14 protein-coding genes, 1 tRNA gene and 4 pseudogenes are annotated in these 12,671 nt (G+C 54.7%); 11 read left to right on the top strand and 8 right to left on the bottom strand.

Translation table 11 applies throughout. The features are described 5' to 3' along the window. Positions 1-253 precede the first annotated feature (253 nt). From H7847_RS27120 to H7847_RS07375, 3 genes and pseudogenes are all read right to left on the bottom strand, one after another. Positions 254-454 (bottom strand): annotated as a pseudogene (locus H7847_RS27120) (YcbK family protein); the annotation flags it as partial. Further along, positions 441-717 (bottom strand): annotated as a pseudogene (locus H7847_RS07380) (IS3 family transposase); the annotation flags it as partial. The pseudogenes H7847_RS27120 and H7847_RS07380, both read right to left, overlap by 14 nt. Further along, a complete protein-coding gene (locus tag H7847_RS07375; protein ID WP_227268744.1) occupies positions 650-1,306 on the bottom strand; it encodes a hypothetical protein in 657 nt (218 codons plus the stop codon). The pseudogene H7847_RS07380 and the gene H7847_RS07375, both read right to left, overlap by 68 nt. Before the next feature lie 329 nt (positions 1,307-1,635). Here H7847_RS07375 and H7847_RS07370 point away from each other — a divergent pair. The 10 genes and pseudogenes from H7847_RS07370 to H7847_RS07325 form a co-directional block, all read left to right on the top strand. After that, positions 1,636-1,791 (top strand): annotated as a pseudogene (locus tag H7847_RS07370) (IS3 family transposase); the annotation flags it as partial. A gap of 181 nt (positions 1,792-1,972) precedes the next feature. Beyond that, a complete protein-coding gene (locus H7847_RS07365; protein ID WP_227268743.1) occupies positions 1,973-2,359 on the top strand; it encodes a hypothetical protein in 387 nt (128 codons plus the stop codon). An 85-nt stretch (positions 2,360-2,444) separates the two neighbouring features. Then, the gene (locus tag H7847_RS07360) at positions 2,445-3,644 is read left to right on the top strand and encodes a hypothetical protein (protein ID WP_227268742.1); all 1,200 of its coding nucleotides are present in this window, start codon (positions 2,445-2,447) and stop codon (positions 3,642-3,644) included. Positions 3,645-3,654: 10 nt separating this feature from the next. Continuing rightward, positions 3,655-4,155, top strand: coding sequence for a hypothetical protein (locus H7847_RS07355; protein WP_227268741.1), 501 nt, complete (start codon positions 3,655-3,657; stop codon positions 4,153-4,155). A 486-nt stretch (positions 4,156-4,641) separates the two neighbouring features. After that, positions 4,642-4,830: pseudogene (locus H7847_RS07350) on the top strand (transposase); the annotation flags it as partial. 20 nt (positions 4,831-4,850) lie between these two features. Then, entirely contained in the window at positions 4,851-5,162 is a 312-nt protein-coding gene (locus H7847_RS07345; RefSeq protein WP_227268740.1) for a DUF4214 domain-containing protein, read from the top strand. Positions 5,163-5,195: 33 nt separating this feature from the next. Next, positions 5,196-5,915: a calcium-binding protein gene (locus tag H7847_RS07340; RefSeq protein ID WP_227268739.1), complete on the top strand. Its 720-nt coding sequence runs from the start codon at positions 5,196-5,198 to the stop codon at positions 5,913-5,915. Positions 5,916-6,262: 347 nt separating this feature from the next. Further along, positions 6,263-6,568 (top strand): transposase, encoded by a 306-nt coding sequence (locus H7847_RS07335; protein WP_227268738.1) that lies wholly within the window; start codon positions 6,263-6,265, stop codon positions 6,566-6,568. A 285-nt stretch (positions 6,569-6,853) separates the two neighbouring features. Next, positions 6,854-7,357, top strand: coding sequence for a sulfotransferase domain-containing protein (locus tag H7847_RS07330; RefSeq protein ID WP_227268737.1), 504 nt, complete (start codon positions 6,854-6,856; stop codon positions 7,355-7,357). A 25-nt stretch (positions 7,358-7,382) separates the two neighbouring features. Beyond that, on the top strand, positions 7,383-7,745 hold the full coding sequence (locus H7847_RS07325; RefSeq protein WP_227268736.1) for a hypothetical protein: 363 nt from the start codon (positions 7,383-7,385) through the stop codon (positions 7,743-7,745). Between the two features lie 137 nt (positions 7,746-7,882). On the opposite strand, the gene H7847_RS07320 is transcribed toward H7847_RS07325, so the two are convergent. The 5 genes from H7847_RS07320 to H7847_RS07300 all read right to left on the bottom strand — a co-directional run bounded on the left by H7847_RS07320 (position 7,883) and on the right by H7847_RS07300 (position 11,576). Then, complete coding sequence (locus H7847_RS07320; protein WP_227268735.1) at positions 7,883-8,188, bottom strand: hypothetical protein; 306 nt, start codon at positions 8,186-8,188, stop codon at positions 7,883-7,885. Beyond that, complete coding sequence (locus H7847_RS07315; RefSeq protein WP_227268734.1) at positions 8,181-9,614, bottom strand: YfjI family protein; 1,434 nt, start codon at positions 9,612-9,614, stop codon at positions 8,181-8,183. The genes H7847_RS07320 and H7847_RS07315 overlap by 8 nt, the downstream gene beginning before the upstream one ends. A gap of 404 nt (positions 9,615-10,018) precedes the next feature. Continuing rightward, complete coding sequence (locus H7847_RS07310; RefSeq protein WP_227268733.1) at positions 10,019-10,384, bottom strand: site-specific integrase; 366 nt, start codon at positions 10,382-10,384, stop codon at positions 10,019-10,021. Further along, positions 10,359-11,336: a DUF6538 domain-containing protein gene (locus H7847_RS07305; RefSeq protein WP_227268732.1), complete on the bottom strand. Its 978-nt coding sequence runs from the start codon at positions 11,334-11,336 to the stop codon at positions 10,359-10,361. Before H7847_RS07305 ends, H7847_RS07310 begins: the two co-directional genes overlap by 26 nt. A gap of 150 nt (positions 11,337-11,486) precedes the next feature. Next, positions 11,487-11,576 (bottom strand) — tRNA-Ser (locus tag H7847_RS07300). A 196-nt stretch (positions 11,577-11,772) separates the two neighbouring features. Between H7847_RS07300 and H7847_RS07295 the strand changes: the two genes are divergently transcribed. Continuing rightward, a complete protein-coding gene (locus H7847_RS07295; RefSeq protein WP_227268731.1) occupies positions 11,773-12,669 on the top strand; it encodes an SPOR domain-containing protein in 897 nt (298 codons plus the stop codon). The last annotated feature ends 2 nt before the right edge of the window (positions 12,670-12,671 follow it).

Raw genomic sequence — 12,671 nt, 5'->3', positions numbered from 1 at the left:
CAAATCCAGCCGCAAGTATCGCCAAATCACCGCGTCCATCAAAGAGGTTGGCCTGGTCGAACCGCCGGTCGTCACGCGATCCACGGGTGAGGAAGACACCTACATGCTGCTGGATGGGCATATCCGGATCGAGGTGCTGAAGGATCTCGGCATCGAACGGGTCGAATGTCTGATCTCCACTGACGACGAGGCCTTCACTTACAACATCCATGGGGTGGCGGTGATCCCGCCGAGAATGGTGGCGATCATCGCTCCCCCGCTTCCAATCATCGAGGCGAGCATAGATCGTAACCGCAATGCCAACGAGCGCCACGGCGATGAAGACCCAGCGAAGTGTGTCGAGATATGGCACCAGTGGCAGGACGGCGGACTGAGTCTCGGCCAGGACGCTCTGTGCGACCTCCACGCCCGCTGCACCCAGTGTCGCCACACCGGCTGCCCCGCCGCCCTTCAGCGGCGGTACGATCCTGCACGAAATCATAGGACCACACATGATTGGGACGTTCGGGCCGCAGACGCACGCACGACCCGTTGTTCAGCCAGAGCCGCCCGCGCGCCATTGTGCTCGAACCAATGGCGCATCAATCGCGCGCTCTTCTGCTTTTGCGGGACTTTCAGCTCTTCACGTCGCCAGATACGCTCCACGCGCTTATGGTTCACATGCCAGCCCGCATTGTTCAGCAGACCGGTGACCATCCGATATCCATAGCGCCCGTAGGAATGCCTGCAGGTGCCTCATCGAAGACCGTACGTCAGCCATGGTTGCGGGCTTCAGCGGATCAAGCCCCAGCGGGTTGCCCGGCCTCCTGTCTTCAAGGTACTGCTCCAAGGCCTCAGCCAGCGGTAGCTTTCCCTTCAGGACCACATCAGCAAAGCGTTTCGCCTCCTTGCCAAAGCCAGCGCGTTCCGCCTTCTCAAGCTTATCAGTGAGCACGTAGTCGATGCTGTCAGGGTCTTTCGCTTCCTCTCGCATCTGACGCCACTCAGCCGCGCTCTCTGGGGACAGGTCGATGATCCTCCCGACACTCCTCCTACCCCGTTGCGCCAGTGCGTCAGCCTCAAGCTGCCGTATTTGCCCCAACCTGATGTCCCTCAAGCGCACGGCTTCAGCGTGGCTACGGGTATTCAGCCCTAGCTTGATCTCCCTCCCGAATGGTTTTCCTGTCCACGGGTTTCCTGTCCCGACCAACACCTCCGGTGCTATCAGGCGCATTGTATAGCCTTTGCCACGCGGCTTCGTGAGGTGCCGCATGTCAAGCTCGCTGACGCATGGGCCTGAGGGAGATGCTCTCGTGTGGTCCATCATGTACCACATCCAATTTCACCCTTATTGGTCAATGGCTTAGTGTGAGTGGCGGAGGAGGTGGGATTCAAGTGCAAAAACCAGGGAAGCTATTTATGTCGTTTATTGATATACTTACAACTCTTCCTCTCATGTCGCGCAAAACATATACGCGGGATCAAACAAGCTCAATTCTTTAGTCTGAAGGAGGCACTATCGCTGCTTACTTCGCTGTACAACTAGGGCTGCTTTCGCTATCCTCCGATCATGTCTCGGTCATGGGTCCACCCTTCCTCTTCCAGAGCGCCCAGAACCTTCTGCCAGAGTGGGCCGGGCTGTGCGCCTATGGGAAGCGAACTGTTCGCTTCGAATGGTTGGGGCAATACCACTTCAATGGCGTTGAGGAGATCCAAGACCATGCCACGCGGTGGCTGTGGACATGCAATTATGAAAGGCCAAACATGGGGATCGGTGGCGTGACACCGGTACAGACATTGAAAGCAGCTTAGATTTTGCTGACGCGTCCCTCTGCAAATGGGAGGAGGACCACCCGGCCAGAAAGAATTGAAATCGATCACGTCCAGCCAAAGGAATAGTAATCGGTAAAGTATCGCGCAAGAGATGAGCCTTTATTGCATTGTTTCGCCGATACTCTTACAGCAATGGATGATCCAATAACGGGGCGAGTCCATGTCTGTGATTGACGAAATCAAAAAGCTTGAAGCAGAAAAACAAAAACTACTCAGCACGGCCAAGGCCGAAGCAATGCGCGCGGCAAATACGGCAATCGCTGATCTCAAAGTGCTCGGGTTCGAGTATCATCTGGCAGAAGGTCCAAAGCCCAAGATGAAGCGCGCCGCGCCCAAGACGAAAGCAACACGGAAGCGTCGTCCTGGGACACGCAACGACGTTTTGAAAGTTGTTGCCGCGTCCGAAAACGGTCTTGTGCGCAAGGAGATCTTTGCGGCAATGCATGCAACGGATAAACCCGCACAAATCGCGATTGCCAATGCGCTGGCTGCTCTGAAAAAATCGGGTCAGCTGACGGCGGAAGGACGGGTCTACAAAGCCGTTTGATCCGCCGGGACGTAGTCGATTCTGGTCAGAACAGCCGCGTGATCCACCGTGTCATTGATCTGAATCAAGGCCGGATGGCTGGGCAATGGCGATAAGCTGGTTATCGCCAATAGAGCATGCAGATCGATGCGAGCTGAGTACGGGAGTTGACCAATCAGTGGGTGAAGCGTGTATCGATGCAAGTTTTGAGCCACCCCTGCATCGCGGCTTTCCCGACAGCGTCGAAACGTCGAGGTTGACCACGGCGCAGACCGAAAACGCACACCGCGAGCAGGTGCGCAGTTTGACCCGGAGTGTGCATGAGAAGAACCTGTTTGGCGACATCCCTTTCTCGGACACGAAGTTCGACAGGGCTTTTGACAAAACGCTGATGGCCCCGGAGCGGCACCTTGGGCTGGTCGTCTCGCTGGATGGCCGTTTGCTGGGCTGCTGCTATTGCTCGCTTGGCGGGTACTTCATCGGCGAGGGCGCACAGATTGTCTCGGTCAATACGATCTGCGTGGAACCCGAGGTTTCGGGTGGGCTGTTTGTGAGACGAGAGGCAAACATGGCTGATTCAATTGGATCTAAACTGACCCGTCCAGCGTCTGATACACCACAATTGACTATGCCTCTTTTATTCAGATTTCGCCGAAATCTTAAGGCGATACTAGTTCTTTTCTGGATTTTATCGTTGCTCAGCTTATTGAGCCCAAGCAATCTAGCTGCAGAAATTAACAACTCCCGTGATATCTTTCAAAATTCAAATGTCTGTTCCTCCTATCGATCATTTTTGGCGAAAGAAGATCATGATGATAGTGTGATTTGTGATGCCTTCACAGAACTATTGCTAAGCAACAGTGAACTTGGAGTATCGCAGTTTTTGAGAGCAGTTATCAGCGATTTTGAACCCACATCTGCCATATCCTTTCTTGCAAAGGGTCAGCTGGCGCTTGTACGCGGACTCCCAGCGGAAGCGTTTATCTGGTGGGATATCGCTGATCGGGAGCTTTTCCATGATCTTGCTTCTTCTCACGACTTTGAAAGGGCCATTACATATTCGGCATTGTTAAGTGGTCTCAAAGTTTCAATTATAAAGAGCTGGTGCGCCGCAGAGACAGCCGCTTGTAGTGAGTTGCGGCCCTACACCAGTTTAATCGAGACACTAGGCCCTGTGGCAGAAGGGTTGGATAATTATCGATCAGACTTCCTGTTATTATGCCTCATAAAAACAGACAGTTACCGCATTCCAATACGGGAGGTGTTGTCAAGCGAGGCTTACCTTGCGTGTGTTGAAAATCCATAAGGAGCACATCTTGACAGGTCGACAAAAAACCAACTTCAAACTTAGTCCGCATCAGAAGGAATTTGCTCGAGGGTTAGGGTCTCACAAGCCGAGTTTAGATCCATTTGGTTCTGTTGATGCACAACCTCCGGCCGCTGGTGTAGCAAGCATGGCGAGAGGGTATGTATCGGCCTTCGATAGCGTTTTAGGAAAAGCGGGAGAGGAAGCTGCTCACAAGATAGGTGGACTAGCAGACAGGCTAGTAGCGAATGATCTGCAAAGACAATACGAAAATGTCCCTGCAAACAGAATTGTTGAGATTGTCAGTAGATATGTGGACGAAAGATATAAGATCGGTGACTTACAATCTCTTTTAGGGATTACTGTTCATTTGCCGTCATCCCCAGTGGATGATCCGACAGCCTATCCCGATTTGCATCGTGACTTATTAAAAGAAAACCTTGCTCGTGGCGGAGGGCTTCCAGACTATCAGGACGTTGATCGAGGGAGCAATAAAAAAACGATTCAATAAGTCCTGCGCCTGAGCCAGATGCAAGCGCCTGGAACGATGATCAGATACGTACGCCTAATGGATACTTGGGAATAGAGCGTACTGTTCACTCAGTGCACGATTTCGAGAGAGCGTATCACGAGAGTGCTGAGTATCAGGAAGAAGGCTATGTAACCACCGCATCCTATGGAACTTACGTTGACGTCGGAAATGATAGGCGGCGAGACAACGATGTTTATTATGATACGACCGGTACTGTCCCGAAAGTGCGTTATGATCATGCGGTACTGGCCGATTTTAAGATAAACCCGGTCTCTAGCGTTTTTTGGCCTGCGTATCCTGGTGGGTTCCAAGTAGGGGGACCGGTGCTCAACTTTCTCGCTACGAACTCGCCAAGCGCACGGCATTCCTACAGCATTAGTGAAGTGCTCTGCCCCCTGAAAACTGGATCGTTTGAAGCTGGAGTTTTCCGCTAGATTTCCCAGGCTGGAAGAGGAGCGGAATCGCATGAAGGCATCGAAATTTACGGAGGCGCAAAAGGCCTTCATCCTGAAGCAGGGCGAGCAAGGAACGCCGGTCGCGGAGATCTGCCGCAAGGCCGGTATCAGCCAGGCGACGTACTTCAACTGGAAAAAGAAGTACGGCGGTCTGCTGCCGGACGAGATGCGTCGACTGAAGGCGCTGGGGGACGAGAATACACCGAAGAACAGGTTTTGGTGAAATACGTCGTAAACAACCAGCTCGACAGAGCATCCCTCGCGGCTGAATTGATGAACTCACCTGAAGCCACTACGCGCTACGGTGTTTTAACAAACGCTGAATTTGTGACTCAGTTCTACCTGAACACCTTTGGTCGTGCGCCGGGGCTTGCAGAGCTGGACAATCATCTGCAAACACTCACGAGTGACACCTCAACTCGCATTAATATGCTTCTTGAAATCTCTGAGTCCGTTGAGCATCTGGTCGTGGGTAATACCCACATGTCGACGAATAACTTCGACGTTATCATGAACCCGGCGGAGTACTAACGTAGTCTGGACAAGGCCTATGTTGAAGCGCTGGTGAAAGATCTTATTGATGTCATGTACGATCGTGACGCGACCGTGCGTGAGTTAGAGTATTACTCCGGATTATTGCTTGAGGGTACGGATAATCCGGATGATCTGGCGACCAAAATGCTGGGGTTGGATGGTGCGATCCAAGGGGTGTCATCGGCACCCCTAACAGGGTTGACAGGTGCCGCGCTTGTTGAGCAGGCTTTCCTGAATACTTTCGGTCGCGACCCAACGCCAGCAGAGTCGTCAACTTTGGAAGCGAACCTCTCGTCAGGTCGGATCACCATCGCCCAGTTTGTTGTCGCGCTGGCTCAAAGCACCGAAAAACTGGCCGCCGGAAATGCGCATGAGACAAACCCAGCGCCAGCGTTGACACACCAAATTGGAACGGACGCCATCGAAATCACATCCGGTGGTGTGGGCCAAGATAAGCTGCAAGGAATGGGGGGCAACGACACGCTGAGCGGTGGCAAAGGCGATGACTCACTCACCGGTGGGCTAGGAGCTGATGAGTTTGTATTTTCCGACGGAGATGGCATGGACTTCATTGCAGGCTTCGAAACAAGCACCGATATTATTGTATTCGACGTACAAGACTTGGTGTTTGCCGATCTCATTCTTTCCGAATCTGATGGTGGTACCATCTTAAACTATGGATCTGGGTCAATCACGCTGGAAGATATCTCACTCCCCTCGCTGGATGAGGAAGATTTTTCGTTCTCATGAGGTTTTTTTAAGGTGATTTTCCGGCTTGTCAAAAAGCACAGCCCCCTGACATTGGCGCAGTTGTATCGAATACCTCTCTCGAGATATGAAGTTGTGGACCAAAGGCATCCTCATCCTGACAGGTCAGATCTGTCAGGTCATACTGAAGTTCGACCTCTTGCCTCCGTCCTCAACCAGAAGCGTTTCAACAAATGCATCCGCGGCCTGGGACGTGAAGCAGATATCAAGGTAGTCTGCGGCAGTGCAGGCTGGCCGGACGCTTACGTTCAACCATGCGGGATACCGACAAACCGCTGCCGTAAGACCCTGATGAACTAAGGCAGTTCACAGCACTTTTGCCGGCCGAAGTGAAGCCTCAGATCGTCCTGATCGAGAAGCTGCGCCACCAGTTGGTAGGTCATCGCAATCACAGGTTTGGATCGTCATCAGAGAGTATCGAGCAGCTTCAACTGGCACTGGAGACGAGCGAGATTGCGGTTGCCAAGATGACGGCAAAGCGGCGACTTCCCGACGAGGAACCCAAAGACAAGCCAAAGCGCCGTCCGATCCCCGATCCCATCCCGCGCATGGCAGGCGAACTGACGATGGGCAAAGATGATTGCGCCCAGTGTGGCGTGGCGTTACGCCGCTTGGCCGAGGATGTGCAGGAATGAATTGTTGAGCATAGCCTGAATGCGCAACATGACGACCGCGTTCAAATTCCTGAGTAATCATCGAAGCCACACGGTCATACTGACGAAATGGTCACTGATTGCCTTGGTTCCTACAAGGCTTCATTCAATAAACCTGCTCGTTCTGCAAAACTGAAACGAGTTTTGATCGGTTTTGACGAGTCGGTCTTCAAGTTGACAATACCAGAAAAAAGTCTTTTAGGGATTAAGGAGGTTGAAATACGTCCATGACGCTACTGAATTTTAGAAAGTTTGGAAGGGTGCATCATGGCTATTGATTTTATTGGAGTTGGAGCGGCTCGTAGCGGCACATCGTGGCTTCACGAAGCTCTGCGGGCTCACCCGGATGTATTTGTACCCACGCAAAAGGAACTGCATCATTTTGACAAAGACAGTAAATATGCGCGGGGCAAAGAAATCTACGAGAACAATTTTCCAAAGGGAAAAGAGAAAACTCGGGGTGAAATAACCCCAAGATATATGCTCTATAGAAAAAGTCTCGAACGTATTCACGAATACTACAGCGACATCAAGATTTTTGCGGTTCTGAGAGATCTAACGTACCGCGCGATTTCGCAGTACGAGTTCTTTACGAAATCCAGAGGGAAGGAAAACATTCCCAACGTGCACGCAGCTTTTCAGTCATCATTTGTGGAAGATTACATTCAGAAATCACTCTATGCCGATCAGATTGAAAACATTCTAAGTATATTTCCCGAAAAGAACGTTTTGTTTCTGTCGTTCGAGCGCATCTGTTCTTGGGATAAGTGATATCGAGTTCCCTGTCAGTTCAGTCGTGAATAGCTCTAACGGGATCGATATCGTCAAAAACCCGGCTTTCATTCGCAAACAAACTGAAACAGAAGCACCCTTCCTGCGCAAATACAAAGATCCTTTCAGAATAATTGACGGAGAAGAGCATTGGGCAATTCCCAATCTTTCGCACGGTGCGAAACAGGCGATAAGAGTTTATTCAAGGTCTGCAAACGTGCGTTGGGCCACAAAACGCTTGCTGTCGCCGTTTCTAAAGCAGCAATGCGATAGCCACCCCATTGGGGAAACTGACAAGAAACAGATATACTTTGAGCATTTTGCTAAAGACCGACAGCGTTGTGATGAGCTTGTATACGAGATTTCCTGTGAGTGGTTTTCAGGATAGTTTGCCCGGCGATGAGGACAAAAACTTACGCCCCGGTTTTGTAAGATTTACGGACCTTGAGTAATGGCGTGTTCTTCATTTTGGTCAAGCGGGATTTTGTCTAACTGCTGGTGCCTCCATCGCGGTGCGGTCCGGCCTTAGCCGCGGCGGTAAGTGGCCATGACCTGGATGAGCGCTTCGCGTTCGGCCTCGTCGCGGCTCATGCCGGCGTCGAACTGCAGGATCGCTGCGCGTTCCTCGAAAGCATCACGTGCGATGGAATCCAGCGCCATGAACTTTGCGACCAGCGACTTCTGCGACAGATTGGAATTCGCTCTGTTTTGTAGCGGGTTAGCTGTCGCATGTGGTGATGTCGCTGGGGACTTTGTCGCAGGCTCCTGGCTCGGCTGCGACGGCGGGCATGGCGCGTCGGTGGCAACGTTGTAGGTGAAGAGTTTATACATCCGATACAACCCTCCAGGTTTGGGCGGCCTTCTTGCCGCTTATCTGCGCGGCGGGGACGCGCACGATCCAATGATGGCGCTCGAGGATGTTCAGCAGCTTCTCCACCGTCTTCGTGTCTCGGATTGAGGCGGGTCCAAAGCGGACGATCTTGCGTTTGTCGAAGGGCTCATGCGGCATCTTCTCCAGCAACCAGACCCGCAAGCGCTCTGCCATCTGCAGAGACGGGTCGACTCGGCCGACATCGAGCGCGCGCTGTGCCTCTGCCAGATACCAGGCCATGAGCCGGATGGCGTCCAGCATCACTGCCGCGGTCACACCCCGTGTCGTGGGGTCTGCCAACACCGAGAACACGCCGGCGATGCGCGCGGCCTGCTCCGCCGCCTTTGAGGCAACGCCGGTGATATGGGCCAGATCGCCGTCTTTGCCTTGTTCACGCTCGACTTCATTAGCAAAAGCAACAAGCATCGACCGCGCCTCTGGCGAGAGTTCCAAGGTCGGTGGAGACAACTCCCGCGGATTGCCGTTGGTACGGGGCGGCTGTGAGAGCAAGCCGGTGATCATGGCATGGAAGGCGGCCAGCGTCTCCTTCGCTGCCGCGCGCCTTTGCACCTCGTCTGGTCCTTCCGATATGAACCGCTGTCCGATCCGGCTTTGCGGTTGAGCGATCAGACAGCGCGACAACAATCCCTGATCCCGAAAGGTGTCATTGGCAAAAACGCTCTCCGCCACACCGGTCTGCAACATCAGATGAAGGCATCCGCGGCGATGCCGGAAGGTGGTCAGCGCGTCATCCGCGCGTGTCCGGTTCAGGGGTGCCCCATCCCAGATCTTAGACAAGCCTGCGGATGTCTTGAGCTGGTTCTCCTTGCACATGGCGTGCCCGCCGAAGATCTGTCCACCTTCATCGGAAAAGATGCCCACCGAGGGGTCGCCGTCCTCGAAGTGATGCAGCAAGCCCTCGTAGGTCACATCCGACAGAACCTTGCGCGGGATGATCGGCGCCACAGGCGCTTGCGGTGCATCGGTTTCGATCACGTTGCCGTCACCGCCGCTGCGGGCTTTCACCTGTTTCCGGTGCCGGTTCTCAAACACTTCAAGGTCGAACTCGTAGGTCTTCCGGCGGTGAAGATAGGCGGTGAACTGCTCTTCTTCCCAGTGTTGAACCGGTGCCATGGCCAGCTTGTCGCAGGACGATTTGCGTTCGCCAGAAGGTGCGAAAGTGAGGAAGAAGAGACTGAGCGGGGCCTTTCCGGCCAGCGTCTCCACATCTGCGAGCGATTGCGTGGCGAGAGACGAGACAGCGAGCAGAGATTGTGCGCCGATCTCGACAGGCGCTTGCGTCAGATCCGCCAACGCCTGTGTCGGTGCGCGAAGCGGTCCAAGATGTGCAAGAGGAAGTGGAACCCCTTCCGGGCGAGATCGCAACAAGGGCTCCGGGGCGGTGAGTGTATGATCTGCGGGACAGTCTTTGGCCAAAACGTTTGAAACCTCCGTTTTTGAAATAGCTCTCTCATGACCTGAATGTTTACATTCAAGCCTGTACGCCATTCTGTCCGGCGCCGTTAAGAGAGCCTGCGCACGCCGTCTCGGTTCAACTTTGATCCGAGCCGGTGCGCTTGTTTGCGTGATTTGCGTCTGTTCGAGGGTGAGTACCTCTGTCCGGACAGAACCAATTTGGGTTAAAGAATTGGTTATCCCCGCGCGCTGTTCCTGCCCAAAGCGCAACACCTCCCGGGCATAACCTATTGAAAGATATGAAGGTGGCTCTCAGGTGGCGGGAGACACCAGGCCAAAAAAGGGGTGATTTCGTTAATCGTCAGCAAGATAAATCACAGGGCGATCTCGGCCAAAGCCTGATGCCGCAAAGCCAACCCACCGCCTGACCCGTAGACAGGCCGCTTGTACTTGTGGCCGAGGATGTCTGCCCGCACCCGATCATCGATCCCGGCGGTGAGCAGCGCGTCTTCAACGTAGTGCCGCAGGCTGTAGGCGGTGTGCGCGGGCGTTTCTTTCAAGCCGTTGGTCTCGAGGTATTTGTTGACCAGGTTCGACCAGGATGTCGCCTTGTGCCAGTATCTCTGGATTCCGCCGCGCGCCACAATCCGTTGGGCAGCTGCCAGTGAGACGCCCAGCAGGGGAACCTCGCGCGCCGTATGGCGCTGCTTGAGCTCACGCCCGTGTGGGGCCACGCGCAAGAAAGGAATGGGGTCGTCGAGGCAGAAGTCTTCCAGCGGGCAGGAGAGGCACTTCTGAGGGCCATAGCCCTGTGTTGATCAGCATCAGGAACGCATCTCTGGCCTCGGCATTGAGACCGTCCAGCGCACCAAGTGCCAGCAGACGCGTCTCAACCCATTCGCGGGAGAACGGAGGTCGCGGGATCTCTGGGTCAATGGCGCGGTCAAACCGGAGCTTCGCGAAGGGGTTCTCGAGATCAGCATGGCCTTTCAACTCGCACCACTCCCGAATGATCTGCGACAGATGCCCAAAGTCCTTGTTCGCCGTCTCTGCGCGGGTCTCTCCCGCCTCGATCCGCGCCGCCCACCAGGCCCGAAAGGCCAGCGCGTCCTCCCGCGTAATCCGATTAATGCCGCCCGTTGCGCGCCTTGGAACAGCCTTTTCGAAGTTGGACACGGCACGCTCTCTTGGCAGACGCCACAGATGCCGCTGGCGCTCGGATTTGCGGATATGCTTCGTCTTGGTGAGGGCGATGAACTCCTGCAGCACCTCTCGTAGAGGCGGCAAGGCCACCTCCACGCCGCCGAGGATCGCCTTGGCCATCTCGGGTGGCGTCGGCTGCGCCTCTGTGCCCGCCGCCGCCATCAACCGGGGCAGGTTCTCCTCAAAAGAGCGCCGTAGCAAGACATCGCTCGGCACATAGTCAAAGCCGCGGCTTTCTGCTGTTCTCTTGGCGGCGGCAAACTTCTCATGCGCCAGCGCCTCTTCGCCCAGCTCCAGCAGATGCCACTCTGCGCGTTTCAGCTCCTCCAGCTCAAAGGCTTTGCGCTTTGCCACGCTGAAATCGGCCGTCCGCAGCGCTTGGCGCACCTGCCGCACCGGTTGCCCGGTCTTGCCTAAAAGCTTCCCAAAGAGATGCTTGGGCACGTTCATCACGAAGTAATACCGCCCCCGATCCAACGTCAGACCCATACAAAACCCTCCATCACCAAACCCGCCACTATGCGGAAATCCATGCGGGATTTTATGAGGGAAACGGCCCCTACAGCGCGTAAACGCACCGTGCGGACATTGAAAACATTGGGTTTTTCAGAGATTGGATAGTTCATACCATCAGCTTAGTGGCGGAGGAGGTGGGATTCGAACCCACGGTACGCTTTCACGCACGCCGGTTTTCAAGACCGGTGCATTCGACCACTCTGCCACTCCTCCGGTTAGACCGTCCTAGTGTGTGACAAGCGATTCTGAAACCTCGAAAAATCTCTACGCTACGCTGGGGAATATTGCCGATCTTTGCCGTTTCGTCTTCCCACGCAGATCATCGCAAGCTACACTTGCGTCAAGACCCTGTTCCAAACGGGGCTGCGAGGTGTGCTGCTCAGGCAGCCAACAGGCAAGGACAGCGACAATGAGCAAACTCCCTTTTGCCTCTTATGGTCAGGTTGAGAGATTTAAATTGACCGCCGGATTAATTGGTATTCTGCTGTTGACGGGTTGCGATGATACAGGCTCTTTCGATATCCAAAACATCTTCACCCCCAGGCAGGGGGCTGAAACGGCCGCGACGGTCGAGACCGACGCCGAGGGTGAGTTCATTGAACAGGATGTCGAAGCGCCGGAGGTTTTCTCGGCTACCGAACCCGGATTGTGGGATGGCAGGCCATCGCTCGGCGGGGTCTGGGTGGCACATCCGGACGTGACCGAACCAGAACGCGTCCTCATCCGCAATCAATCAAATGGCCAATTCGTGGTGGGGGCTCTCTTTCGGCGCGAACGCGAAATACCGGGGCCGCGGCTACAAATCTCATCGGATGCCGCGCAGTCCCTGGGTGTTCTGGCGGGCGCGCCTGTTGATCTCGACGTCATAGCCCTGCGCAAGGAGCGGATTGCTGTGACACCACCGGAACCGGACGTTATCGAGACGGCTGACGAGGCCATTGATGCCCCGGAAGTGATTGCGGAAAGCACCCTTGATCCGATTGAAGCTGCAGGTGCCGCAATAGATGCCGCAGAACCAACGACGGCCGCAGCGCCGGCTCCGGCCGTCCAGTCGACATTGCCGGTTTCGACACTGCAAAAACCCTTTATCCAAGTGGGCATTTTCAGCGTCGAGGATAACGCGGACCGTGTTGCGACCCAGATAAGAAGCGCTGGCATGGTCCCAACGGTGCAGGCGCAGAATTCCAGCGGCAAGGACTTCTGGCGGGTTCTCGTCGGGCCCGCCACGACTTCGGGGGAACGCCGCCAGCTGCTTGACCAGATCAAGGGCGAAGGGTTCTCGGATGCCTACGCCGTGACCAATTGAGC

The organism is Roseobacter weihaiensis (genome assembly GCF_020622345.1).
Classification (GTDB): Bacteria; Pseudomonadota; Alphaproteobacteria; order Rhodobacterales; family Rhodobacteraceae; genus Roseobacter; species Roseobacter weihaiensis.
The sequence above is the reverse complement of the archived record's forward strand: the minus strand, read 5'-3'. Positions and strand labels throughout refer to the sequence as shown.